This window comes from Granulicella mallensis, assembly GCF_014203225.1.
Classification (GTDB): domain Bacteria; phylum Acidobacteriota; class Terriglobia; order Terriglobales; family Acidobacteriaceae; genus Granulicella; species Granulicella mallensis_A.
Genome location: NZ_JACHIO010000012.1, coordinates 22,516 through 48,818, shown reverse-complemented (window position 1 = coordinate 48,818; position 26,303 = coordinate 22,516). Strand labels below are relative to the sequence as shown.

Sequence of the window (26,303 nt, the reverse complement as noted above, 5' to 3'; positions counted from 1 at the left end):
GCGGATTTTAGCGAAAATCTCGTCGTCCCTTAGGTTAACTCATCTGGAAGTTGATCTTGACGACACCTTCCCAGTCGACCGGATTTCCCGAGGCGTCTTTGGCAGGCGTGAAACGCGTGTTCTGAGCAGCCTGCAGGGCGGATTCGTCGAGTCCATGTCCCAGACCGCTGGTCACGCCCAGAACCTGTACCGCTCCTGAAGCCGTAACGCGGATACGTACGGAGACTGTGCCTTCCAGGTGTATGGACTTGGCCTCGGCGGTATAGACCGGGGTGGGCTTATAGGTGACTTTCGGAGGTGAGGCAGCCGTTGCGGTACGAAGCTGGGAGGTCGTTGCGGCTGGTGGCGTCGCTGCCGTTTGCAACTGTACCTGCCGTGGCGAATTCGCGTAATTCTTTGAATTCAAAGGACCATTGCTGCCCGGAGTGCCCAGTCTTACGCCTTTGACCTCGCGCGATCCGTTGTCCCGGCCATTGAGGTTGGTGCAGTTCGGGCAGCCGGAACCGAGGTTGACCGAGGTCGCACGGGGACCGCTGCCGGTGTTGGAGGCATTCATGCCCGGTGCGCCCTGATTCCCCAGGTTCACCTGGGATACCGCAGGACCTGTCGTCGGTTTCAAAGGATTATCGGGCTGGCCCAGGCGAACAGGCGTGGGATGCACATCGTTATTGGGAACATGGGCTGCTGCGGCCGTGGCGAGGTTCACCTTGACCGGCGCGGGCGGCGGTGTAATGGCCTTGGGCGGAGCCGGCTGCGTGACCACAGGCTTCGGTATCGGCACAGGGATCGGCTTTACCTCGGGAACCTTCTCCGGAGGAGGTGGGGGAACGATCTTGGGCGGATGCAGAACCTCCCTCGGCGTGGGGATCGGCTTCGGCGGAGGTGGCGGTGGTGGCTTGGGAACCGGTGCGGTCACGGGCGGCGGCGGGGGAAGCGTGAGTACCGCAATCTGCTTGGCGACGGTAGGATTGGTTTTCACTATGTAGCCGAGAACTACAATGACAGCGGCAAGGACGACATTGACGATGATCGAGGTAATTGCCGCACTTCTGCTGCGCTTGCCATCGTCAAGAACGCCGAAGTGGCTAAAGCTGATGTTCTTCGGGTTCGGGTCGTTGCTGCGAAGCGGCTGGGCCATGTGTTCGTGGGTCCTTGATGCACTTGATGCATTGGCTGTAGTTCCGTAACGACGCAAAATTGTGCGAACGATCAAACGGATGAAGTTATGAGAAAGATATCAGAATCCGCGGCTTTAACCCCTATTGGGGGGATGCCGCTTTAGATGCTGCTCTATGGACAAACCTCTTTGGTTTGATACCGTCACGAGAGTAAGCGTTGTTCCACCCCAGGCAACTACTTCTTCATGCAGGTGATAACCCTTGATATTAGACGGTTATAACGGAAATTGGGTGCGGGCAATCTACTCTCCTGTTCAGGCGATTTCTCTGTAACTGCTGGTGTATACAGGATCGAACTGCGTTTGGGGGATCCTTCCAAAGAGGGGCTGCGGCACGATCTTTGCAAGGTCACTGCGGCGATGAAACTGCCAGCGGCAGCATCCATGTAACTGAAAGTCCAAAGTTCAAAATCCGAGGAGTCACAAACTATTTATGAACAGCATGATGCATAGCATGTTCCACCTGCCATTGCCGGTGATGGAGAAGATTCTTCGTCCTGTGATTGTTTACCTGTTCCTCATTGGGTTTCTTCGGCTCTTTGGCAAGCGCGAACTGGCGCAGTTGAACCCGTTTGACCTGGTGGTTCTGCTCAGCCTCTCCAATACGGTGCAGAATGCGATCATCGGTGACGATAACTCCGTGAGCGGGGGGATCATCGGCGCCTTTGCGCTGCTGGCTATCAACTGGTTGTTGATGTGGCTTCTGTACCGGTCTCCCAAATTGAATCAGAAGCTGGAGGGCTCAAAGACGGTGCTGATCCAGGCTGGCGTCGTTTCAGAGGAGGCGATGAAAAAGGAGACCCTGACCTTCGAGGAGCTGATCTCGGTGCTGAATAAGAATGGGTTCAACAATCCCGCCGATGTCGAAGAGTGCGTCCTTGAACCGAACGGCACGTTTTTTGTGAAGGGTAAGACTCCTACGTCGGAGACGGTGCATAGCCGGGAGCTGCTGAATGCGGTGGAGCGGCTGACAGCGGAGGTCATGGCGATGCGAGCAGAGATGCAAGCTCGGGGATAGGGTTCTGGATGATGCCTAATGGGTTGTGGTGGGGTAAAGCAGATTCCCTGTAGGCGGAGAAATCCTAGAGCGGCCTGGGTGTGTTTGCAGTGGCCAACTTGGCGCGCGCTTTGATCAGGCGGGCTGGCGGCACAGCAAGTTCTGCATCGCGCACGGCCGCGCGGTAGCCTCCGAGAAAGATGGAGTACATCACCGCGAGAGCGCAGCCGACCCCGAACACAAAGCCGAGAAAGAATCCAATGGTGGAACTTATTAGAAAGCTCACAAATTGATGATGTCATGCCCTTGCTGCCCGACGCACGTTTGCCTGTGGATGAGGCGATGACGTACCTTTTGGCTCTGGGCCTATTTTCGTAAGGCAAGGAATCTATGCCCCGGAGTCGAGAGTCGTCTATGTCCGTTGAAAGCACGCCTGTGGGAAGCACGCTAAACGAAAACTTTGAGTCTCTTATGCGGGAAGACCGGGTCTTTCCGCCTCCTGCGGCCTTTGCCGCCCGGGCACGTATCGGCAGCGAAGCCGAGTATGAGCGGATGTACAAGCGCAGTATCGAGGCTCCGGAGGAGTTCTGGGCCGAGGCTGCTGCCGAGCTGGAGTGGTTCACTCCGTGGACGAAGGTGCTCGATGGCAGCGGGCCGCATGCGAAGTGGTTTACCGGCGGCAAGCTGAATCTCTCGCACAACTGCGTCGATCGCCATGCCAGGGGAGCACGCAAGGACAAGGTCGCCCTGCTGTGGGAGGGTGAGCCGGGAGAAGTGCGCAAGCTGACCTTTGCCGAGCTGCACGTTGAAGTCCAGAAGTTTGCCAATGTGCTGAAGTCGCTCGGCGTGAAGAAGGGCGATCGCGTTGCGGTGTACATGGGCATGAGCCCGGAGTTGGCGATTGCGCTGCTGGCCTGCGCGCGCATCGGTGCGGTGCATTCGGTGATCTTCGGAGGATTCGCAGCGCATGCGATCTCAGACCGGGTGAACGATTCAGATTGCCAGGTGGTCGTGACGCAGGACCTCAGCTATCGTCGCGGTTCCGAGGTGAAGCTGAAGAAGATCGTGGACGAGGCGCTGGAGAAGTGCCCCGGCGTGCGAAAGGTGGTCGTGTATCAGCGCGTCCCTTCGGCGACAGTGGCGATGAAGGAAGGCCGCGATCTCTGGTGGCACGAGGCAATGGCCGCTGCTGCTGCGGATTGCTCTGCTGAGCCCATGGATGCTGAAGATCCGTTGTACATCCTGTACACCAGCGGGACTACGGGCAAGCCGAAGGGACTTGTTCATACTACCGGCGGCTACTCCGTACAGACCTACCTGACGAGCAAGTACATCTTCGACCTCCAGGACGAGGACGTGTACTGGTGCACCGCCGACATCGGCTGGGTTACAGGGCACAGCTACGTGGTCTATGGCCCGCTGCAGAACGGCGCGACGGTGATGATGTATGAAGGCGCGCCGAACTGGCCGGAGAACGACAGGTTCTGGAAGATCGTCGACGATCATAAGGTAACGGTTTTCTACACCGCGCCGACGGCGATCCGTGCCTTTATCAAGTGGGGCAACGATTGGGTGCACAAGCACTCGCTGGCCAGCCTGCGGTTGCTGGGAACGGTTGGCGAACCGATCAATCCCGAGGCGTGGATGTGGTATCACCGCGAGATCGGCAAGGAGCGGTGCCCGATCGTCGATACCTGGTGGCAGACGGAGACGGGCGCGATTCTGATTGCGCCGATTCCCGGTGCTGTTGCGACGAAGCCCGGCTCTGCGACAAGGCCATTCTTCGGCGTAGTACCGGAGATCGTGACCAAGGAAGGCGATCCGGTGCCGGCAGGGCAGGGTGGATTGCTGGTCATCAAGAAGCCGTGGCCGTCGCTTGCACGTACCATCTGGGGCGACGCGGAGCGGTACGAGCAGGCGTACTTCTCGGAGATCCCGGGGATCTACTTTACGGGCGACGGCGCACGCCGCGATGCCGATGGCTACTACTGGCTGATGGGCCGTGTGGACGATGTAATCAACGTCAGTGGCCACCGGTTGGGCACGATGGAGATCGAGTCCGCGCTGGTGGCACATTCGAAGGTGGCTGAGGCTGCTGTGGTTGGGCGTCCTTGCGAGATGAAGGGGCAGGCAATTGCCGCGTTTGTGACTCTTGAAGAGGGCTACGAGCCGAGTGAAGAACTCCGGCAGGAGTTGCGGCAGTGGGTCGCGAAAGAAATTGGTGGGCTCGCTCGTCCTGACGACATGCGCTTTACGCAGATGCTGCCTAAGACACGTTCAGGCAAGATCATGCGGCGGTTGCTGCGCGAGCTTGCAACGACCGGCGAGGTGAAGGGCGATACGACTACGCTGGAGGACTTTGGCGTGCTGGCAAAGCTGAAGGAGAACGAGGAGTAACGGACTGGTCGAACTCGCGTTCTTCCTTTATGGGATGAGGGTGTAAACGGTATATGCTGTGGCCATGGCTATCACCCTCACCCCGGAACTGGAAGCAATTGTGAGAGAAGATGCGCGTCTCTCCGGTTTTGAAAACGCTGAGACTTATCTTGCGGAACGTCTTACGGCGATGCACGAGCAAGAGCTTTTTTTAAGTGAGAACCGGCAAGAGATTAGTGTCATGATCGAGGAAGGCTGGGAGCAAGCTGAACGGGGTGAACTGCTCTCCCCTGAAGAGGCGAAGCGCAATCTCAGCAAGTGGAAGCAAGAGTTCCTGGCAAAGCGCTCTGCTGCATGAGCGCCTACCAGCTAACCCCTAAAGCGACTCGTGACATCTTCGATATCTGGCTTTGGATTGCCCGCGATAGCGTTGAATCTGCTGACCGGGTAGAGATCGCTATTTTGGAGAACTGCCAAATGTTGGCAGAGATGCCTAAAGCTGGACATCTCCGTATCGATCTAACGAAGAAAGCAGTCCTTGTTTGGCCTGCGTCACCTTATGACAAATATGTGATCGTGTACGATCCGCGTTCGAAGCCATTACGCATTTTGAGAGTGGTACATGCCTCGAGACGCAAAGTCTGGCGGCGAGGTATCTAACTCAAGGCGTAGGCAGCTTGCAGCAGTCGCCCGCAACGGGAGCGTCTTCCGCGCTGGCGTCGAGTGCGACCTTCCATTTCCCAGCGACTTTCTTCCAGAAGGTAATGTAGCGGCCGGAAAGGGTTACTGGCTGTCCTTTAGCATCGTGCGCATGGGCGTCGTAGTGGCCCCAGGTAAAGCCGGTGTCGCCGGAGGGGCCCATCTGCGCGCCTTCGGCGTACCAGGAGAGCTGGTAGGTCTTGGGGTCCCAGTTCGCCGCGGCCGCAATGGCCGTCAGGCCGAGGACGGCGGGTTTTCCATTGTTGAGTGTGACTCCGTCATCAGCAAACCATGAGGCGAAGGCCTTGCCGCCGCCCTGGACGACAGAGTCGGAGAACTGGCCTTCCAGCTTGATCAACTCCAGCGTGCTGGGAGATATCGTCGGTGTGGTGACGGGGTTGATTTTGAACTGAGAGCTCAGTGGATCGCCGGGCGCGGGGGCCGTCGCTGCTGGCGTATTCTGCGCCAGCATGCCTGCGGGGACGAGGAGAGCGGTGGCCAGAAAGAGACGTGGGATCATGGCTCGATGCATGGGGAAATTGTACTTGCGGAAGGGCTGAGAGTGGGCGCTTGCCGCAAGAGCGAGAGTGCATCCTTTAGCTACGATTACAGCTAGCTGCGATTGCACCTGTCGCTGTTGTCGCCTGCTCTCATCCAGTAGAACCCTCATGCGGGAGTGATGCATGAGGATCCCACTGGATGGGCGGCGAGTCCTAGTGATGTCCGCCACCACCACCGCCGCCACCACCACCGCCGCCACCACCGCCGCCGCCACCACCGCCGCCGCCACCACCGCCGCCACCACCACCACCGCCGTGGCTACCACCACCCCCTCCGCCGCCACCACCGCCGCCGCCACCACCGTGGGAACCGCCTCCTCCGCCTCCCCCACCACCTCCACGGGAGCCACCGCCGCCTGAGCTGCCACCAGAGCGCCCTGCGGAGCCGGATCCTCGGGAACCGCCGAAGCCTCCACCGTTATGGAAGGATCCACCGCCCGATTGTGCCCTGTCTCCATGGTTGCCAAAGGGTTCATTCACCGTGGTTGTACGGCCTCCCTGCGTGACCTGGCGGGCCACCATGAAGCTTTGCGACTTATGGTCGAAGGTGATGGGTGTTCCAGGGTGCATCCCATGCGGGTCTTTGTTGCCGGAGAAGGTGGCTATGTGAGCTTCGACGTGCGGTGCCTCCGCCCGAGCGAGGGGAGGGTAGTATGCCTTGCGGAACTCTTTGGGAGGCTCCTCCAATAGCTTGACCTGAGATCTGGGATCGTAGGCGACACGCTCGATAGAGCCACCTTTTTTGCCGCCCGGTGCGAAGAGTCCGTGCTTCAGATTCAGCGGAGGTTTGCCCGCAACATCGTGCGGATGGATGGGAACATAGCCTGTCTTGTGTCCGCATTTGACCCAATGCATCGGGGGATGATGGTGTCTCTTATCGCCTACCACCCACACGTACCGATTGTTCCGGTAGAGCCAACTGCCGGCGTGGCAGACGGTCCAGTCATAGTCATAATCGTCGTAGGTCAGTTCGCTGTCGACGATTGTCGACTGGCCGGTGTCGGGATCGTCCTGGATCAGGTAGTGCAGTCTGTCGGGAGTGCAGGGAAAGGGGTCTTCGTCCTCCCAATACAGTAAGGGGGGAGCACCGGTGCCGTAGCTCTCCAGGGGAAGAGGTCCGGCTTGTTGTGGGTCCGGTGAGTCAGCTTGCTGTGGGTCGGATTGATTGCCTGCTGCCGTCTGGTGGGCCCAGCCATGGGTCGGCTCCCAGCACGTGCCGTAGGGTTCGCAGGGGAAGAAGGTTCCCTTGGCATTCATATCCGCCAGTCCAGGAATCGGAGTGGCCAGCCCTGCATCTTTCATGACGGCAGAGACAGAGGCTGCTCGCGCGGCACGGCGAGTGGCTACCCAGTTGTCCCATTCGGAGAAGTTGGAGATGTCCGACACGTCTGGAACGAGAGGTTGGCCTCCGCGCGAGATGAAGGTCTGCCCCTTTGTGCCTTGCACCATCTCTGTGGAACGTCCGATATGAATATCCGCGTCCTCTTGCGGGGTGACGGACATGGCATCCATATAGCTGTTGATGCGCAGGTAGGCTGTGTGGGGATAGCGGATGGCGATGCCGTTGGTAGGAGTACGAAGCAGGAACCATTCGCCCGCAACGATAGGCTTGACGTTCAGCGTGGCTGTGCCGGTGAGCAGCGTCATCTCTGTACGAGGCACGCCGCCTGTGGTCTCTAAAAGATCGAGACTCAGCGCGGAGTTCTCGCCCAGGTACACGGTAGAGGCATCTTCTAACTCGATCTCGGCACGGCCCTGACCTGTGACGAGATTGAAGCCGTCTTCCAGGGGAAGGTTGGCTGCGGCCTTCTCCCAGACGGCTCCGGTAGCGTGTTCGGCATCCTTGCCGCGCGAGATGCGCACGTCGCCCTGAACGAGGCTCAGTCGCACGATCTGCGGATAGGTGGCTGGAGGAGTGGGTGGGGTGGGGGGCGCTTGAGCCTTAGCTTGTATGGGGTTGCCAAAGAGGGCGAATGCGCTGAAGAGGAGGAGAGTCGGCAGATATTTGCAGCGAGCGATGTTCATGAGAGCCCTCCGTGCGGGCTTGCACCATGTTCCCGAAAAAGTACGCCAGAGGATGGCGGACAAAATTCTTTCAGTCGCTGGAAGGCTATTGATAGCCAGCGACTAAACAATATACGTGTGATAACACCCCTTTGGCCCCGAATGTTTCGATTAATCCTTTAACTATTTGAAGAGGTGCTTAACAACGTGCCTATTCCCACCGGTCACTGATATTCTTCGCGGAATGGCAAAAGGATTTTCAAAGAAGGATCTGGTCCTGCTCGGGCCAGGATTGGCGGCTCTGGCGCTCGGAGCAGTGTTGCAGCTCCCTCATGTACACGTGCCGCACGACGTTGCGCTGGGGATGCGTTGGCTGGGTGTAGCTTTGCTGGCGGCTTTTGCTGTACAGCGGAGAAGTCTTACGCCCTGGATCTTTGTGGCGATGGTCGCCGGTGCTGAGCTCGGCTTCGATGCTCCGCACTTCGCTGTGGGCCTCCGCGTGTTTTCCGACATCTTTCTTCGGCTCATCAAGACCATCGTCGCTCCGTTGATCCTTGCGACGCTGGTGGTAGGCATTGCGGGGCATGGCGACCTGAAGAGCGTTGGCCGCATGGGCATCAAGGCGTTGGTGTACTTCGAAGTGGTTACCACGCTGGCGCTGGGGATTGGGCTGTTGGCGATCAACATCACCCGGGCCGGTGTAGGGTTATCGATGTCAGCCGCTACGAAGACGGCGCAGGTTGTGAGCGCACCGCCTCCCACGCACTGGGATGATTTTCTACTTCATGTCTTTCCTGAGAACATCGCCAAGAGCATTGCCGAAGGACAGATCCTGCAGGTTGCGGTGTTCGCTGTCTTCTTCGGCATTGCGTTGGCGACGTTGAGCGAAGCCAAGCGAGGGCCTGTGCTGCGGCTGTGCGAGAGCCTCAGCGAGGTGATGTTTCGCTTCACGAATGTAGTGATGTACTTTGCGCCGATCGGCGTGGGTGCGGCGATGGCGTATACCGTCGGCAACATGGGGCTGGGCGTGCTGGTGAACCTCGGCAAACTATTGCTGACACTCTATGGCGCGCTGGCTATGTTCGGTGTGCTGGTATTGCTCCCCGCCGCGATGCTCTTCAAGGTGCCGATTGCGAAGTTCATCGCCGCGGTCGCCGAGCCGGCCACGATTGCGTTTGCGACCGCAACCAGCGAGGCCGCTCTGCCGCGTGCGATGGAGCAGATGGAGGCGCTCGGAGTTCCGCGACGCATCGTGGCGTTTGTCATTCCGGCAGGTTATAGCTTCAACCTGGACGGCTCGACGTTATATCTCGCCGTGGCGAGTATCTTCGTCGCGCAGGCGGCGGGTATCTCCATGTCGATAGGTCAGCAACTACTGATGATGGTGACGCTGGTACTGACAAGCAAAGGTGTTGCTGGCGTTCCACGCGCGACATTGGTCGTGTTGCTCGCGACGGCCTCGACGTTTCATCTGCCGGTCGAACCGATCTTTGTCATCCTTGGCATCGATGCGCTGATGGATATGGCACGAACCATGGTGAACGTTGTGGGTAATTGCCTGGCTAGTGTCGTGGTGGCGAAGTGGGAAGGTGTCTTCGGTACGGAGTTACCAGATGAGGTGGTGCTGGATGGGGTGGAATCTTAGCCATAGTGAATTTCACAAGGGTGATAAAAAAACATCATTAAAATGAAATCATTCATCGTGTGATGGCTCTATAGTAGGGGGAAGGCCCCCGTTACCGTACCCCCATAAACTTTATAAGGAACCATTCATGTCTCGTGCTGCGCTGCATTGGGTTGCGCTTGTATCTGTTCGTCTGCGTATTTTAGCTGCATTTCTGCTGTTTACTGGCCTTCCCCTCTACGCACAACTCACGACGGCGGAAGAGAAGGGGTTGCCACCGAATAGCGTCTTCCATCTGGGGGATATCGATGCGGTCAATCTGCAGAATGGAAACTTGCATATCTCCATTCCCATTGCGAGCGAAAAACAACGTGGTGGGATGACGCTCAACTGGACGCTGGTGTACGACACACCTACATGGCTAAAGGAATGGGTTCCAGATTTTTGCGCATCGCAGACTCCGGCCGACAAAAAAGTCGTGGTCGGGCAGAATCCTCCACCTCTGCCGCCCTGTCCTGTAACGGGCCAATATGATGTTTCTGAAACTGGGCAAAGCTCGACGAACTGGCGTTTTACAAACCCTTACCAGTGGGCTGCTTCTGGAACCAAGCATGTCGACAACTGCCCAACCCCTGTCTTCGTAAGTGGTGGAGGTCCTCCGTACGATTACAACATGTATTACCTGTATACGTATTACACCAACTGGGTGGTGCGTGATTATCAGGGTACGGCGCATCCGGTTCCTATCCGGGCGGAGAACTATAACGCAGGTGGAACTTCTGCGAGCAATATCAACTGCCTGGGATCCAGTCTTCAAGGGCCGGCGCTTGATGGGTCTGGCATACTCCTGAATACTCCTAATGGGTTTGATTCCACGAATAGCGTTATCTATACCAAAGACGGCGCGCAGATGCTGTATACGCCATATCAAATCCGCGATGCCAATGGAAATCTGGTCACAGCCACGGCGGATACCTTAGGGCGGAACATCGTCACTACAAGCAACGACCCGAACTACCCACCGCCAGGTACGGGGCCAGCACTCCATGTGATTTACACGGTAAATGACTCCAATGGCAATCCGCAGCAATACCATGTCGATTATGAAGAGGTTCAGTGGACTTCTACGGCTTGCCCTCAATCTGGAGTCGGATTGGCCCCGAGTGGGCAGCCGCAGTGCAACGAAATTAGCACCACCGGTATTGAAGTAAGTCGCATCACTTTGCCCGACCAGAAGGCTTATGTATTTACCTATAATGCTGGCAGTCCAGGGGAGCTTTCGCGCATCGATCTGCCTACAGGAGGATCGATCAGCTATACCTATACCGACTTTTATCAGGTATCGTATAGCCCCGGAAAGGGACTGCGGAATAATGTTGTCGGCGGTCGTGCGGTGCAAACCCGGACCGTGACTATAGATGGGCAGTCGTACAAATGGACGTACAACCCGACCGCCTCTTCCGACAAGGTCACCGACCCCGATGGAAATATCCAGGTTCACAACTTCGGCCCGGCGGGTGTGGTGGTGGGCAGCGCTTCCTATTCTTCGACCAGCAAATATGAGACCAGCACTACCTATGCCGATCCGACGGGCCACGTGCTGCGTAGCACGCAGACGGATTACGCCGCGGAATTTGCTCCGATGGACAGTGGTGTGGCGAATGTTCGGCCCATCCGCGTAACCACTACGCTCGACAGTGGGTTGGTCACGAAGAAGGAGACAGATTACGAGACATTCTCCTATACATGCAATCCCTGCCAGGGAGGCGGAGGCGTAGCCTCGCGCCTGAATCCGACCGAGGTGCGCGAATTCGATTATGGCGCTGGAGCTCCGGGGCCACTCGTGAGAAGGACAGACTATACCTATCTTCACAACAACAATGCCAGCTATACGCCGCTCAATATTGTCGATAAGCCCGTTATAGTGAGTACGTACGACGGCGCCGGAAACCTGGCGGCGCAGGCTACGTACGAGTATGACAACTACACACGCTCCAATCAAACAATCCAAGCGAGTGGGGCGATTCAGCACGACACTGGGTTCGGAACGACCTATCATACGCGCGGGAATGTAACGGCCGTCTCCCACTGGCTGAACACGACCAATTCCTTGCTGACGACCACAAGTCAGTACGACGATGCCGGAAACATCCTGTCTACGATCGATCCAAAAGGAAACCTGACCAGTTTTAGCTTCGGTGATTCCTGGGCAAATACAGCTTGCGCGCCAAGCGGCCAGACAAAGGCATTTCCTACCAGTGTTACTAATGCAAAGGGCCAAACTACAACGTCGCAATATAACTTCTGCACGGGAACGATTGCCTCTTCTACGGATCCGAACCATAAGACGACCAGCATCTCGTACGACCTGCTGAACAGGCCGAGCCATGTGAACTATCCCGACGGAGGATCGACGGGTTACTGCTACAGCGACGATCCGAATAGCAGTTGCTCCGGCCCGATGTTCAGCATGGTAGCGACCACAGCCGTCAGCCAGGGTGCCAGCAAAATTACAACAATGGTGTATGACGGGTTGGGGCAGGTGAAGCAGACCCAGCTTAATTCCGATCCGAGCGGGACCGTTTATTCGGATACGGTATCCGACGATCAGGGCAGAGTAGTGACGACCTCCAATCCCTACCGCACCAGCAAAGATCCCAGCTATGGAATTACCTCCCAGACCTACGACGCGCTGGGCAGGAAGCTGGTACAAACCAATCCCGACCAATCCACTGCGTCCCTGTCTTATAACGGCAATGTCACCACCGTGACCGATGAAAATGGAAATAAATGGCAGCAGACGACGGATGCTCTGGGGCGGCTTACTGCGGTAACTGAGCCCAATGGGGCCATGACCAACTACACCTACGACGTTCTCGGAAATCTGCTGAATGTTACACAGCACGATCTGTCTGGCGGCGCGCGCGCACGCAGCTTTTCGTATGATTCGTTGTCCCGGTTGATTACATCGCAAAATCCTGAGTCGGGTACGATCTGCTACGGACAATGGAGTAGTGGCAAATGTGTTAATGGCTACGATGCAAACGGGAATCTGGTTTACAAGACGGATGGACGCGGCATCACGACGAATTACAACTACGATGCCTTGAATCGATTGTTATCGAAGACGTATTCGGACGGGACTGTGGCCGCTGCATTCAATTACGACGAAACCGGCGACTGGGGCGCTCCAAGCTGTGGAGGAACGGGTTTCGCACAGTGCAACACAATCGGACGTTTATCGTCCTCGAACGTAGCCGACGGCTCAAACGGCAACGTTTACAGCTATGATGCGATGGGCCGGATGACGGTGAAGTCGACCTGCATCGCCAGTCTGTGTGGTTCTGACCGGATCGATCAGTTCTTTACCTATGATCTTGCAGGAAACCTTACCAGCTATGACCACGGGACCGACGCCGCGCGAAACGCCTACTATGGCGGTCATGGACTGACTTATGACAACGCTGGACGGCTGAATGCTGTAACTGGATACCAACAGCCAACGAGCCCGTCTTCTCTCTTCAAGGCTACCTCTTATGGATCGGTGGGACTATTGGAGTCGAGCCTGGGGAACGGTCTGAATGAAACCCGCTCGTACGACAACCGAATGCGGCAGACGAGCTATAACGCCCTCAATGCGGCCCAGACATCTTCTCCATCGACTTTGAATGGGTACATGGACGGTTTTTTCAACGACGATGTCTTCCGCTTCCCCAATGTGTCGATCAACGCAAGTGCGCTGCCGCAGAACGGTTTAATCGCGATCAGCGGATGGGCAGCTACTGCGGCAAGTTGTCCGGTGGCTGCCGTAGAGATCGACATCGACCAGACTCCAATTGGTTACGCCACACTGGGAGGAGCCCGACCCGACGTGCAGCAACTTGCGTATAACAACGACGGGCATCATGCGGACTGCGGGTACAACTTCACCGGGAGCATCGGGGGAGTTTCCGTAGGTACGCATACAGTAACCGCTTATGCTCTGGATGCTTCCGGAAATCGCCAAGCCCTGGTGGATGGGCCTGGCAACAACACCATCACCGTCAGTGCCGACGCTCCTCCTTACGGGACCATAGACGGCACGGCTTCGCTTCCGGGTCAGATTGTCTCGGGCGGGCTGATGACCCTTAGTGGATGGGCGATCGACAGCCAGATGCATGCTCCAGTGGGGGCCGTGAAGATCCTGATCGATGGTGTGCCTATCGGGTACGCCACCCTGGGAGGTTCGCGTCCTGATGTAGCGGCTGCCCAAGGAGATCAACGTTATGCCAATAGCGGCTGGACCTTTACCGGAAGCATTGGAAATCTCTCCGTGGGACCACACACTGTCACGGCCATCATCTACGACAGTGGCGGGCAGAGCACTCCAGTAACTCAGGCCACCGTCTACAACAGCCAGACGCAAACCTGGGGTCTGGCTCCAGTTATTATTAGCGTCGTCGCAGACAAGACATTCGTGTCCAGTTGGTTCGATTTGGTGCAGAACGCCTCCGATCAAACCTCGGTCGTGCCACTCAATGGGAGCATCTTCGCTGGAGGTTGGGTTGGAGAGACCCAGAACCAGACCGCCTGTGCGAAAAATATTAGCAGGGTCGATGTCCTGGTGGATGGCTACTATGTGGGACAGGCTCAGCTCGGGGGCGCTCGGTCGGATGTGGTGGCCGCCTTTCAGAACCCAAGTTGCCTGAACAGCGGTTGGTCGTTCACGGGCACCGTAAGCAATATCGATCCTGGGGTCCACATCTTTACCGCAAGGGCATACGATGAGACCGGTGGGTCGATTATGCTTGCCAACAGCGGAACGATGCAGATCAATGCGCAACTCTCTCCCGCATCGGTAACTGATCCTCTGCCATCGCAGTATGCCTGGTCACTGGGGTATGAGCCGAACAGCAATGTGGGATATGCGTTCGACTCCGTGAACGGTAACTATGCCTATCTGTATGACAGCCTCAACCGGCTTGTCGCTGCAGGATCGAGCACCACAGGATTGCAGTGGAGCTATGACTCGTTCGGGAACCGGACTTCGCAGGTGGTGACCGCCGGTTCGGGGACCACCAGTTACGAAACGTTCAATGGGAATAATCAACCCACCGACGTGACCTTCGATGCGGCCGGAAATGCTCTGGGCACTGGTGTGGTTCCGCTGCAATACGACGCCGAGAGCAGGCTGGTTAGCGCCAACGGTATCCGCTATATTTACGATGCCGAGGGTCAGCGCGTGGCCAAGTACAGTGGCAACGCACTGACGAACGTTTACCTGTATGACCAGGCGGGCCATGTGGTCACCGAATTGGATGGCTCCTTCAATGTCATCCGCCGGGAGGTCTATGCCGGATCGCGACATCTCGGAACCTATGACCAGAGTGGCAATCTGACCTACGTGTTGTCGGATTGGCTTGGTACGGAACGCGCCAGAGCTAACAGCACCGGAACACTCTGCGAGACCACTGCCAGTCAACCTTTTGGGGATAACCAACAAAGCAGCGGGATCTGCTTTCCGTCTCCAACGTTCTTTACCGGCAAAGAAAGAGACACAGAATCGGGGCTCGACTATTTCGGGGCTAGATACTACGGATCGAGCATGGGCCGTTGGATGTCGCCGGACTGGGCCGATAAGCCGGAGGCCGTGCCGTACTCGCAACTCGACAATCCGCAGAGTCTTAATCTCTATGGGTATGTGAACAATAATCCTCTAAGCAAAGCAGATCCAGATGGTCACTGTCCTATATGTGTCGTCTGGGGAGAGGAAATTGCAGATAGTCCTGCTGGTCAGCAAGTCGGTGCATGGGCATATGCCGGATTAGCCGCTGTCTCAACAGGGGCCGGGGCGGTTGGCGGGTATATTTCAGCTCATATAAATTCGGTCGATGTCTCGAATGCTTACTCGCAAGCACTTGCGAATGGTGCGGGTAACTCTGCTGGTGCACCCACTACCGCTCCTGCTGCCCCTGTAGGCGCTACTCCTCTGCCAGCGAATCCAGATGATCTAAAATCGCAGGGCTACACGGAAACCAGTCATCCAGACGCTGCTGCCGCTGGCCACCGTACCTTTGTTGATCCAGCGACAGGGGATAAAGTCCGCCACGATCAAGCGAAGCCTGGAGCCCCAGGTCACGAAGGTACCGACCATTATCATCGCTATAACCCAAACTCTACTGGGAAAACGGATCAATATCTTGATGCAAATGGGAAGCCGGTTCCTCGTGGTTCAGATGCTTCACATTTACAGCCACAACCTCCACCTCCACCGCCGCCGCCACAGCCTAAGCCGCAGCCGTAACAGGGAGATAATATGCAGGACACACAAATAGTGGGCTTCCACGAATCCAGTATCGTCAGCGTTCGACGTGACGGCAAAGCCGTTGTTTTGGAGCTCGATGAGGTTCATCTTGGAAGCGAAATTCGCTCTGCGACGATAACGATGAACGATGTTCAATCGATCGCTCGTGATGGCGTCGGAGTTGAAGATGTGTTAGCCGAATCCGAGGACGGCGAGGTTCTCACTCTTCAGTACACAGAGCACTCAATGCATCTGATCGTGGAGTGGCCTGACTTCGTCAATCATCAGGCCCAAACCCGCTCTTATCGGATGAGTTTCGGTTCTATCAACGTCGATATCCACTAATCAATACTTCGACTAGATCTGTGAGGTTCGTGGATGCTTCTGGTACGCCATAATTGGCACCGGAGGTTCGTCCGCTTGGCTAGCTCTAAAGATTTGGCTGATATGTCTGGTATGGGCCTGTTGGCGGATAGCCCGGGTCTCGATTCTGAGACCTGGAATTCATGTACGACGCAGGAGGCCATAGCTATGATGCAATCCGCCGCTTGTGCATCCGACGTGTGTTTTGCACCCAGTCACGTTATACCGGCAAAGAAAGAGATGCAGAATCAGGTCTCGACTACTTCGGAGCCAGATACTACGCCAGTAGCATGGGACGGTGGATGTCGCCGGATTGGGCTGACAAACCGGAGGCCGTGCCGTATAGCGATCTCGACAATCCGCAGTCTCTGAATCTCTATGGCTATGTAAAGAATAATCCGCTAAGCCAAGCTGATCCGGATGGGCACTGCTGTTGGGATCAAATTACTGGCTTTGTTGGTGGAGCTTTGAATGTGGTGCCGGATACGCTCAATCTGGGAGTCAAAGCTGTAAACCTGGTGCTTCCGTATCAAAGCCGAATCGACGAGTTCCAACGGATCACACCAGACAGTCATGCGGCTGAAGGTGCAATGGTTGTTGGCGGGATCGCCAGTATGGCAATTCCAGGAGCGGGCGAAGAAGAGGCTGCCGTAAAGGGAGCGGGTATATTGGCTAATCGAGCCCAAGGATTAGCTGGAGAAGCAAAGGTAGCTGAGCAACTGGTTTCTGAAGGAAAGACAATTTTAGGCAGCCAGGTTGGAGTCCAAACAGAAAAGGGACTGCGTGTAGTCGATCACTTAGTTCAAGACGGAGGCAAACTCGGCGCAGTTGAAGTGAAGACGGGTGGAGCAACTAGGACGGCGGCTCAACTGGCTAAAGATGAATCGATGGCAACTAAAGGCGGCAAGATTGTAGGGAAAAATGCACCTGAAAATCTTCGCGGCCAAACCGTCAAATTACCAACGGAAGTGAGGAAGCCCTAATGATCGAAGCAACCGAACTTCCGAGTGCGGAGCAGCAAGTCCTTGCTGAGCTGGGCACCCGCATTAAAATATTTAGGTTCAATCCGAAACCGTCAGGGCAGTCTTTTTATAGGACCACCCTAACTGGAAAGTGGGCATTTCATATCAGCTTCATCAAACATAAAGGAGACTTCGATCTCACCGCTGATGTCGCTGTCCGGATCGACAAAATCGAAGATTTGGTAAACGAATACGATGCTAAAAGGACTTCTGCGGAAAAGCGCAAGAGCATGACTCTGGGGGGTGAATTAGGTAACCTCTCAGTGGGGCGGCCTCTTCGTTGGAGTGTCGCTAGCGTTTCGGACATACCGACAATCTGTGATCAGGTTCTTGAAGCATTTGGCAAGATCGGCTTGCCCTTCTTGGAGTCTTGCTCCGAGGTTGCTGGTGCCTATCGAATACTTAGGAGCTCCGACCCAAAAGAGCTTCACTTAGCTCCGTTCCCCGGCCCCCGTTACATGAGAGCGCTCGCTGCAGCATATCTTCTCGAAAGCGATGTTAAAGAGCGCACCCTTTTAGCGAACGAATACGAAAAAAACCTTCTGGAGAATGACGATCTCTATCTCGATGACTTCCGTGCGCTCTCTTTAGCGCTTCCTGCGGTCACTTCTTAGTCGTCAGCTATGAGAGGCGGTTGTATCCGTAGGGCCGCTTCGATGGGCTTCTCTGTGTGTAGCTGACACGGAGAAGCGCTGGTGCGCTTCCAGTGCCTTCGGACGCTCCTACGCCTCGCTAAAGCCGCCGCAGCAGCATCCTCGCCCTCCATGGAAACCGTCGCTGGAACGGGGGCCATGCTGCGCATGGGTGGATGTTGACACGTCACCCCAGAATGGGAGCTACAGAGTAACCTGAAGTTACTGTGCGGGAACTATAAGAAAACAGGCGGCTAATAGACAAAAATGTCTATGTTGGCGTTATGCTAGAGGCGAGCGCACGTTGCTGTAGGGGAACCATCTGAGAATCAATCCCTTAGCCCGGCTCCGGCCCCCTGTTGTCCTTCCAGCGACACAGAGACATGGTGCGGCCTTCTCTCCGAAATCCCTCTCAGGCGGTGTTCTCTGAAGCCGCCCTTACCGGCAAAGAAAGAGATACAGAATCAGGATTGGATTACTTTGGGGCCAGGTACTATGCCAGCTCAATGGGCAGGTGGATATCGCCCGACTGGGCAGCCAAAGCCGAGCCTGTGCCGTATGCGAAGCTCGACAATCCGCAGAGCCTCAATCTGTACAGCTATGTGCTAAATAACCCGCTCTCCAAGGCCAATCCCGACGGGCACTGCGTAGAAGACTTCTGCATCGTTGAAGGCGCAGCGGTTGTCGCCTTTGCCGAGAGTCCTGCGGGGCAGCAGCTCGAAGCGGAAGCAGAAGAGGTTGCCGAACGATATTCCGGACAAATTGAAGCCGGATTAAGCCGCGCGGGCAGCTGGGCGGGCGCTCAGTTGGCTAAAACTGGGAACTTCCTGGAAGAGCAAGCTCAAAATTTCAGCGGAACGCCGAAGAACACGGAGAGAATTCTTCAAGGAGAAGCAAACGGTGCGAACTACCGCGTTCCAGACTTGATGGTCAAAGTTGGCGAAAAGACTGCAGCCATCGGAGAGGTAAAGATACCGCTAAGCTTGGGAACAGCAAGCAACTGACGGATCTGATGGGCGCGGCTAAAGATGCGGGAGCGAAGTTCTCAATGTACCTAGGTGAGAAGACCCAGCTAACGAAGCCTCTTGCAACGCAGCTTTACAACAGTGGGGCATCCGTATATCGCTACACTAATGGGAAGTTCGTGGACATCACGAAGACGTTGAAACCTGCCCAATGAGAAAGCCAGTAATCTCCGTTCACCTCTGGACCGAACGCTTCCTCGGCGTCGAAGAAGCGCACCGCTTCTTGTCTATGATGAGAAGCTTAGAAGGTGGGAAATGGACTCCAGACAAATGGGGGCATTTCGAGCCGATCAGGAACACCTTCGCCGCTGAGGCCGAAGATCAGGTGATTCGCGCATGGGGAGAGGAGCGGAAAGGCAGGATTTCGAATTCGATTTACTTCACGAAGAAGAACCCTGCACTCCTTCTAGGAGTGACCAACTGGAAGGGGAAAGTCCCGAATCTAAATTACATCTGGTTCGATGTGGAAGCGAGTGAATTTTCAGGTTCAGATGGCGTCGTGCGGCTCATCCGTATCATCACAGAATTTATCGTCTGGAGTGGGGCGGTATATGCAACTGCTTGGCAGTCCAATCAGAGGCACCATCGGTCTGCTCCGGGAAACCCAACGAAACGGCTGGATCAGTTGAACTGGTTGACCTTCCTTGGCTATCCCTACTTGAGCTTGCTCGGAGAAGACCGAGTCCGAAACTGTTCATTTTACAGTTGCGAGCGCTTGTCCGACGGCTTGCTACTAACAGCTTCGGAAAGTCCTGACTCGCCTGCGATTACTGAATCGAACGACTTATTACTCGGTCTCGAAGCGTGTCTCGACTCGGGCATTTTTGCGACTGAAGAATACCCGGAGGTTCCATGCCGGGTACCCGCCTTCGATCTCCGCCAAACCGTCGTCCAATCGTCCTCATCTTCCTGAAGGAATCATCGCCGCGACGGGGGCCATGGCGGGTGGCCCAGGTCTGAATAGAAAGCAAAAAAGGTGGGTACCCCGCATCTCGCTTTTGAGACGTGGGCTTGTAGGATGAGTGACATACGATGGAGACGTGAAACCTTCATCTTGTGACCTTTTCTTGTTCTTGGAGGCTTCCGTATCTCGGTACTCCCGCGATGCGCGAGCTCTTCGAAGAGTCTTTGGAAAAGATGCACATGAAGTACGACTGCTATATCAATGCCTAGGTCGTAATGCCAGAGCATGTGCATCTGTTGATCAGGGAACCAAAACGGGCGATCCTGGCAAAGGCCCTTCAGGCGCTAAAGATATCCGTGTCCGTGCAGCAGAGGGAGCGGCCATTCTGGCAGGCCCGCTACTATGATTTCAATGTGTATACGGACCATAAATTTCGGTAAAAGATGAAGTACATTCATCGCAATCCTGTCATTCGTGGTCTCGTGGAACAACCCGAACATTGGGCATGGTCGAGTTTTCTTCACTACTTAACAGGAACTCCTGGAACAGTAGGGTCGAATCGGCATGGGTAGCCCGTGCTCGCGAACTTGCCACTGCGAACGCCCACATCTCAGAAGCGAGATGTGGGGCACCCACTTCTGTAGGGACGCTATCGCTATGAAATCTAGCCCACCCGCCGTAGAGATGTCGGCCACACGGCATTTGTACTCTCCCAAATTCACCTGCTTTTAAATCGCCATTAATAAGCCGCCGTTAGCATGGCCTCGCATCTGTCTTATTCAGGACGGTCCCAGTCTCCCGGCCGTTCCTCAAGGGGGATTGATCCATGCCTGTCAATCGTAGAAACTTCTTACGTGGAATGGCCGGCGCGGCGTCTGCCGCGGCGCTGGTCGGCACCTTGCACGACTCCGCCCAGGCCCAGACCATTGGCTTGCCTTCGCCCGAAGCTTCGCAGATCGAACACATTATCGTCGTCATGATGGAGAATCGCAGCTTCGACCACCTGCTCGGATGGCTGCCCGGCGCTAACGGCAAACAGGCCGGTCTCTCCTTCGTCGACAGCTTCGGCGAGTCCCATCCCACCACTCAACTCACTACCTACGTCGGCTGCGCGCATCCTGACCCGGACCACTCCTACGCTGGTGGCCGGAGCGAGGTTAACGGCGGTCTGATGGACGGATGGCTCCAAACCACTACCAACGACACCTTCTCGATCGGCTACTACACCGAAGAGCAGCTGTCGTTCTTTGGCGCAATGGCCCGCAACTTCACCACGTGTGACAACTACTTCGCCTCCATCCTTGGGCCCACCTTCCCCAATCGCATCTTCCAGCTTGCAGGACAGACCGATCGCCTCTCGAACACGCTCGATATCTCCACGTTACCGACGATCTTCGATACGCTTGCCGCTGCAGGCGTCAGTTCCAAATACTACTTCGGCAATGTTCCCTTTCTCGCACTCTGGGGAACCAAATATCTCCCTATCTCCGAGATCTTCGATCAGTTCCTGCTTGACGCAGCCGCAGGCACTCTGCCCGCCGTCTCCTTCGTCGACCCCAGCTTCACGATTCTTGACGATGGCGAGGGCAACGACGACCATCCGCATGCCGACCTCCGCGCCGGGGAAGCTTTCATGGGCCAGATCTACCGCGCTGTCACCTCCGGACCGAAGTGGGGCAATACCGTCGTCATCTTCAACCGCGACGAGTGGGGTGGCTTTTACGACACAGTTCCGCCCACTCGCGTCAACGCTCCAAACAGTGTGGATACCGATCTGGTCGAGGGCAAAACGCTTCTTGGCTGCCGCGTTCCTGTCGTCGTCGTCTCGCCCTTCACCCAGGGCGCTCCCGCAACCCCGCGGATTGATTCGAACCTCTACGACCACACCTCTGTTCTGAAGCTGATCGAATGGCGCTACAACCTGCCACCGCTCACCAGCCGTGACGCGTCCAACGACATCGCTAACCTTGCCCTTGCGCTCAACTTCACCAGCCCTGGTAACGCTGTTGCTCCCGCTCTGCCGGTCATCGTTCCACCCATCCCAACCCCCTGCGGACTCTTCGAGCTCGCCAGCGAGATCGACAATGAGAGCTACGACTTCTTCAAGCTCCTCGTCTCCGACCTCGTCGACGACTGGCGGTCGGCTGGCAAATCCATCCCCGCCGCTCCGTCGAGCTCCACGCTTCCGTCCCTCTAGGGAATTCATCGAATTCGCATGATTAAGGGCACGGGTTCATCCCGTGCCCTTAACCTTTGTGTCTGAGCAAGCTGTTTGCACGGTGCCCTAAGGACCTGTTGCAATTTTGCTAATCGCTACCAGCAGTTTGGATAAGGCTGCGCAGTTTGGGTTGCAGGGCTCGTATTCGGGTTCGCGCTGGTGTTTGTGTTGGTGTTTGGGCTTGTGCTCTTGGGGTCGGGGTTCCCGGCGCGGGGAGGCTGTGGGACCGTGGGGGTTGGGCACGGAGTGGGTGTCGGTACGCCCGTCGAGGGGCGGTCCGGTCCGTGGCGGGAGGCCAGAGAAGGAATTACTCCGAGGGAGCGCAGCCAGATGGTGGCGAGGATCGTCCAGTGCTCCTCAGGCTTTCCGGGAGGACGCACGCCGAAGCCGTGGCCTCCGGTGGAGTAGAGGTGCATCTCTACAGGGACCTTCGCTTCCTTGAGCGCGCGGTAGTAGATCAGTGAGTTTTCAACGTGAACGCCGTCGTCTTCAGCCTGCAGGAGAAATGTCGGCGGAGTTTTGGCGACAGGCACCAGAGCGGGATCAATTTCAGTAAGGGCTGGTGGGGTTGCTACGTAGGCCGGATAGATGACGAGGCTGAAGTTGGGCCGTGCATCTATCTTCGTGTCGACATCCGCCGCGGCGGGCGTGCTTTCTACATGGGTGTCGTCCCAGTGGGCGCCGAGTGTAACGGCGAGGTGCGCTCCGGCGGAGAAGCCCACTACTCCGATGCGGACGGGGTCGATGTGCCAGTCGGAGGCGTGGGCGCGGGCCAGGCGCATGGCCTGCTGGGCGTCTTCGAGGTCGGCGGGGTTGTCAGGATAGCGGCCCTTCTCCGGGACGCGGTACTTCACCAGCAGGCAGGTCATGCCGATGGAGTTGAGCCAGTCGCAGGTGTCGGTGCCTTCCCCATTCCAGGCGAGACGGGCATAGCCGCCGCCAGGAAAGACGAGTGCGGCCGCACCTGTGTTCTTCACTCCCGAGGGAGGATAGACTGTGATCGTCGGGCTCGTGACGTTCGTGAGCCGCTCGGTGCGGCGCCCATCGATCAGGGCGTCTTTGTCGGTCGTGACGTCACGTTCCGGATCGGTGGTTTGAGCGGGTTCGGGCGTTGCGTGAGGCCACAAGGGAAGAACGGTCTGCTGGGCGAACGCTGAGGGAGCGGCTGCTAGACCACAGATCGTGAGGCTGCAGGCTGTGAGGCTATAGGCGAAGGCGCGCACGAAAATCTTCATGTGCAAAATAGTACGTCTTCGGCACGTCCTGAGGAAACGGCCTGAACCAATCTATCGAACCGTACGCTTATCCAGTGCTGCAGGTCGGGCCAGAACGAACGCCCTTTCCAGCAGTTTGCGGGGAGTCTCACGCTCGGTACCTTTGGCTCGTAATTCGCCCGCCGCGTCCTGTGCGGCAAGGGCGGATCGCACCAGGACGTTCGCCAGAAGCGTGGCGTCTGCCTGCCGTCCGAGTCTTTGTCTCACTACGGGGACCAGCTCTGCCTGAGCCCGCAGATAAAAGTCGTACTTTCTCGCGAAAAGCGCAGGCTCGCCATGGATCAGCTTGCGCAGGCTTGCCGCGCGCTGCTTGTTCACTCCGTAGGCGACGAACAGGGCATGGCAGGTTTCGCGCAACGCGTCCCATATCGGCTCGTCTATGGGACGCGCTACAAACGTCTCGCGGAGATAGTCCGCCTGTTGGGCGAACCGTCCCGTGACGACGTCGTCTTTTGCCGAAAAGTAATGGAAGAAGGTGCGGCGCGAGACGTCCGCCGCCGTCGTAATGTCTTCGATCCGTGTCTCCTGGTAGCCGCGTTCGAGAAACAGGTCGATGGCGGTATCGATCAGACGCTTCTTTAGCGCGGCGCGTTTCCGCTCCCGTAATCCTGGAAATTCTTCAGGCTTCATAGTGCAATTTTGCACTCTTTGACACCTCTCGGCAACGGGAAGAGCCTTGAAGAAGTGGCTAAAACCACGCGAAAGGAAACGAATCAATATGGCAAACCAACGAGTCTGGCTGATTACAGGTTCCTCCCGAGGACTCGGTCGAGCTTTGGCCGAAGAGGTGCTGGCACACGGCGATCTGCTGGCCGCAACAGCACGAGATACCCAGCAGCTTGCGCCGCTCGTCGAGCAGTATGGTGACAAGGTGCTTCCCCTTGCGCTCGAGGTACAGGACGCGAAGCAGGTGGAGGCTGCTGTGGCTCTGGCGCACAAGCACTTCGGCCGCATCGACAACCTTGTCAACAATGCGGGTTACGGTTTTATCGGCGCCTTTGAAGAGATGAGCGAGGAACAGTTCAAGGGACAGATCGATACCAACTTCTGGGGCGTCGTCCACATGACCCGTTCAGTACTGCCTCTTATGAGGGTGCAAGGTTCTGGACGCATCTTCCAGGTGACCTCGATCGGTGGCCGTTCTGCTGGTCCGGGACTGTCCGGATACCACGCTGCCAAGTTTGCAGTCGAAGGCTTTAGCGAAGCGCTGGCGCAGGAGGTAGCGCCTCTCGGGATACAGGTCTGCCTGGTTGAACCGGGTGGCTTCCGTACGGACTGGGGCAGTGCTTCCATGGCCTATGCGCCGGAGATGGAGGCTTACCGCGAATCGGTTGGACGGCGTCGCGCGTTCATGCAGAGTGGATATGTCTTCCCAGGCGATCCGGAGAAGGCGGCTCAGGCGATGTTCGAGCTCGCAGGACGAGAGCATCTACCGCTGCGGCAGCCTTTCGGCACGGATGCTACGGTCTTTCTGAAGCATGGCTATGAGCAATCTCTTGCGGAGCTTGCGCAGACCAGCCCACTGGCGGTGACCACGGATTTCGAGGATGCTGATCCTTCGTCGACGCATGGAATCATTGAGAGATTGAGGGTGTCGGCACAGAAGAGATAGGTTGGATCGCGGATGATGTGGTCCGCAAATTCATACAGGCTGAAGGGCCGGCCTATCGCTTGTGTTGCACGATAGACCAGGCCTTCAGCCTGGAAGCAGATTCCCTGCGGGAATGACAGAAAGAAAAGCAACAGCTGGTGCGACGTCAAAGCAGAGGTTGAAGTCTTAATTTTCAGCTAGGACGCGGGCAAAGACTGTGTCGATGTTGCTGAGCTGGCGATTGACGTCGAAGGCTGCGGCGAGCTTTTCCGGAGAGAGATGCTTGTTGATCTCGGGGTCCGCCATGATCAACTCGCGATAGTTCAGCTCATTCTGCCAGGCGTTCATCGCGTGCGACTGCACGAGGCGATAGGCGTCTTCACGAGTCATGCCGGCGGCGGCAAGGTCAATGAGCAACTGGCCGCTGTAGATAAGACCCCCGGTGGACTCGAGGTTCTTCAACATGCGTGCTGGATAGACCAGAAGCTTCTCGATTAGTGTGGCTGCTTTGTCGAGCAGGTAGTCGGCGATGATCGTTGTGTCGGGCAGGATGACGCGCTCGGCGGAGGAGTGCGAGATGTCGCGTTCGTGCCAGAGGGCCACGTTCTCCAGTGCTACCTGAGCGTTGCCGCGAACAACGCGCGCAAGGCCGCTGATGTTCTCGCAGGTGATGGGGTTGCGCTTGTGCGGCATCGCGCTGGAACCCTTCTGTCCGGCGGAGAAGAACTCCTCGGCCTCGCGCACCTCGGTGCGTTGCAGATGGCGAATCTCGGTGGCGATCTTGTCGAGCGTAGAGCAGAGCACAGCCAGGGTGGTGATGTAGGCCGCGTGGCGGTCGCGCTGCAGCACCTGCGTGGAGATCTCAGCATGCTTGAGGCCCAGCGAGCGGACGATGTCTTCTTCATGCTCGGGCTTGAGTTTGCCGAAGGCTCCGACCGCGCCGGAGATCTTGCCTACGCGAAGGTCTTCGGCTGCAGCGTCGAAGCGTTTGAGGTTGCGGCCCATCTCCGAGTACCAGAGCAGCAGCTTCATGCCGAAGGTGGTGGGCTCAGCATGGACGCCGTGGGTGCGGCCGATGGTGGGCGTGTGCTGGAACTCGACGGCCCGCTTGCGTAACACCTCGCGCATACGCAGGATGCCGGCGCGAATGATCTCGGAGGCCTGGGTGAGGGCCAGGGCCTGGGCGGTGTCGACGACATCGGTGGAGGTAAGCCCGTAGTGCAGCCAGCGGGCTTCGGGACCGACCGATTCCGCAACCGCCTGGGTGAAGGCTAGGACGTCATGCCGAGTCTCGGCTTCGATCTCGTGGATGCGCTCGACGGTGAAGCTGGCGCGCTCATGCAGCGCCGTAGCGGCCTCGGCGGGCACCATGCCGGCGCGGACAAGGGTATCGGTTGCGGCCAGTTCGACGCGCAGCCAGTTGCGGTACTTATTCTCTTCAGACCATATGCTGGCCATCTGCGGACGGGTATATCGGGCGATCAAGGCGACTCCTGAGGGTATCTTTAGCTCAAAGCTAGTGTACCGAGTCGGAAGAGCAGGACTGGCTATAAA

20 protein-coding genes are annotated in these 26,303 nt (G+C 57.0%); 13 read left to right on the top strand and 7 right to left on the bottom strand.

Annotation, left to right across the window (positions count from 1 at the left end; genetic code table 11):
- Positions 1–34: 34 nt before the first annotated feature.
- The gene (locus HDF15_RS14545; RefSeq protein ID WP_184256744.1) at positions 35–1,138 is read right to left on the bottom strand and encodes an energy transducer TonB; all 1,104 of its coding nucleotides are present in this window, start codon (positions 1,136–1,138) and stop codon (positions 35–37) included.
- A 481-nt stretch (positions 1,139–1,619) separates the two neighbouring features.
- Here HDF15_RS14545 and HDF15_RS14540 point away from each other — a divergent pair, with 481 nt between their 5' ends.
- Entirely contained in the window at positions 1,620–2,195 is a 576-nt protein-coding gene (locus tag HDF15_RS14540) for a YetF domain-containing protein (RefSeq protein ID WP_184257018.1), read from the top strand.
- 64 nt (positions 2,196–2,259) lie between these two features.
- Here the strand turns inward: HDF15_RS14540 and HDF15_RS14535 are convergent, their stop codons facing one another.
- Positions 2,260–2,460 carry a hypothetical protein gene (locus tag HDF15_RS14535; protein ID WP_044176269.1) on the bottom strand — a complete coding sequence of 67 codons (201 nt, stop codon included), beginning with the start codon at positions 2,458–2,460 and terminating at the stop codon, positions 2,260–2,262.
- A 128-nt stretch (positions 2,461–2,588) separates the two neighbouring features.
- Here HDF15_RS14535 and acs point away from each other — a divergent pair, with 128 nt between their 5' ends.
- The 3 genes from acs (at position 2,589) to HDF15_RS26455 (ending at position 5,210) form a co-directional block, all read left to right on the top strand.
- Complete coding sequence (gene acs / locus HDF15_RS14530; protein WP_184256742.1) at positions 2,589–4,571, top strand: acetate--CoA ligase; 1,983 nt, start codon at positions 2,589–2,591, stop codon at positions 4,569–4,571.
- Between the two features lie 64 nt (positions 4,572–4,635).
- A complete protein-coding gene (locus HDF15_RS14525) occupies positions 4,636–4,908 on the top strand; it encodes a hypothetical protein (RefSeq protein WP_184256740.1) in 273 nt (90 codons plus the stop codon).
- Positions 4,905–5,210 carry a type II toxin-antitoxin system RelE/ParE family toxin gene (locus tag HDF15_RS26455; RefSeq protein ID WP_184256739.1) on the top strand — a complete coding sequence of 102 codons (306 nt, stop codon included), beginning with the start codon at positions 4,905–4,907 and terminating at the stop codon, positions 5,208–5,210. The genes HDF15_RS14525 and HDF15_RS26455 overlap by 4 nt, the downstream gene beginning before the upstream one ends.
- A 1-nt stretch (position 5,211) precedes the next feature.
- On the opposite strand, the gene HDF15_RS26255 is transcribed toward HDF15_RS26455, so the two are convergent.
- Entirely contained in the window at positions 5,212–6,075 is an 864-nt protein-coding gene (locus HDF15_RS26255) for a nuclear transport factor 2 family protein (protein ID WP_311733111.1), read from the bottom strand.
- Positions 5,963–7,834, bottom strand: a complete 1,872-nt coding sequence (locus HDF15_RS14510; RefSeq protein ID WP_184256737.1) for a FecR domain-containing protein — start codon at positions 7,832–7,834, stop codon at positions 5,963–5,965. Before HDF15_RS14510 ends, HDF15_RS26255 begins: the two co-directional genes overlap by 113 nt.
- A gap of 223 nt (positions 7,835–8,057) precedes the next feature.
- Between HDF15_RS14510 and HDF15_RS14505 the strand changes: the two genes are divergently transcribed.
- From HDF15_RS14505 to HDF15_RS14465, 8 genes are all read left to right on the top strand, one after another.
- Positions 8,058–9,458 carry a dicarboxylate/amino acid:cation symporter gene (locus HDF15_RS14505; protein ID WP_184256735.1) on the top strand — a complete coding sequence of 467 codons (1,401 nt, stop codon included), beginning with the start codon at positions 8,058–8,060 and terminating at the stop codon, positions 9,456–9,458.
- Between the two features lie 127 nt (positions 9,459–9,585).
- The gene (locus HDF15_RS14500; protein WP_184256733.1) at positions 9,586–15,720 is read left to right on the top strand and encodes an RHS repeat-associated core domain-containing protein; all 6,135 of its coding nucleotides are present in this window, start codon (positions 9,586–9,588) and stop codon (positions 15,718–15,720) included.
- Between the two features lie 12 nt (positions 15,721–15,732).
- On the top strand, positions 15,733–16,065 hold the full coding sequence (locus tag HDF15_RS14495; protein ID WP_184256731.1) for a hypothetical protein: 333 nt from the start codon (positions 15,733–15,735) through the stop codon (positions 16,063–16,065).
- A 161-nt stretch (positions 16,066–16,226) separates the two neighbouring features.
- A complete protein-coding gene (locus HDF15_RS14490) occupies positions 16,227–17,066 on the top strand; it encodes an RHS repeat-associated core domain-containing protein (RefSeq protein ID WP_184256729.1) in 840 nt (279 codons plus the stop codon).
- A complete protein-coding gene (locus HDF15_RS14485; protein WP_184256727.1) occupies positions 17,066–17,719 on the top strand; it encodes a hypothetical protein in 654 nt (217 codons plus the stop codon). The genes HDF15_RS14490 and HDF15_RS14485 overlap by 1 nt, the downstream gene beginning before the upstream one ends.
- A gap of 401 nt (positions 17,720–18,120) precedes the next feature.
- Positions 18,121–18,741: an RHS repeat-associated core domain-containing protein gene (locus tag HDF15_RS14480; RefSeq protein WP_184256725.1), complete on the top strand. Its 621-nt coding sequence runs from the start codon at positions 18,121–18,123 to the stop codon at positions 18,739–18,741.
- Positions 18,742–18,913: 172 nt separating this feature from the next.
- Positions 18,914–19,675 (top strand): hypothetical protein, encoded by a 762-nt coding sequence (locus HDF15_RS14475; RefSeq protein WP_184256724.1) that lies wholly within the window; start codon positions 18,914–18,916, stop codon positions 19,673–19,675.
- 817 nt (positions 19,676–20,492) lie between these two features.
- Positions 20,493–21,863: an alkaline phosphatase family protein gene (locus HDF15_RS14465; RefSeq protein ID WP_184256722.1), complete on the top strand. Its 1,371-nt coding sequence runs from the start codon at positions 20,493–20,495 to the stop codon at positions 21,861–21,863.
- A gap of 116 nt (positions 21,864–21,979) precedes the next feature.
- Here HDF15_RS14465 and HDF15_RS14460 read toward each other — a convergent pair whose 3' ends face one another.
- Together HDF15_RS14460 and HDF15_RS14455 are read right to left on the bottom strand one after the other, a co-directional pair.
- The gene (locus HDF15_RS14460) at positions 21,980–23,119 is read right to left on the bottom strand and encodes an alpha/beta hydrolase (protein ID WP_184256720.1); all 1,140 of its coding nucleotides are present in this window, start codon (positions 23,117–23,119) and stop codon (positions 21,980–21,982) included.
- Between the two features lie 51 nt (positions 23,120–23,170).
- Complete coding sequence (locus HDF15_RS14455) at positions 23,171–23,788, bottom strand: TetR/AcrR family transcriptional regulator (RefSeq protein WP_184256718.1); 618 nt, start codon at positions 23,786–23,788, stop codon at positions 23,171–23,173.
- Between the two features lie 88 nt (positions 23,789–23,876).
- Here HDF15_RS14455 and HDF15_RS14450 point away from each other — a divergent pair, with 88 nt between their 5' ends.
- Entirely contained in the window at positions 23,877–24,770 is an 894-nt protein-coding gene (locus tag HDF15_RS14450) for an SDR family NAD(P)-dependent oxidoreductase (RefSeq protein ID WP_184256716.1), read from the top strand.
- 165 nt (positions 24,771–24,935) lie between these two features.
- Here the strand turns inward: HDF15_RS14450 and purB are convergent, their stop codons facing one another.
- Positions 24,936–26,234 carry an adenylosuccinate lyase gene (gene purB, locus HDF15_RS14445; RefSeq protein WP_184256714.1) on the bottom strand — a complete coding sequence of 433 codons (1,299 nt, stop codon included), beginning with the start codon at positions 26,232–26,234 and terminating at the stop codon, positions 24,936–24,938.
- Between the last annotated feature and the right edge of the window lie 69 nt (positions 26,235–26,303).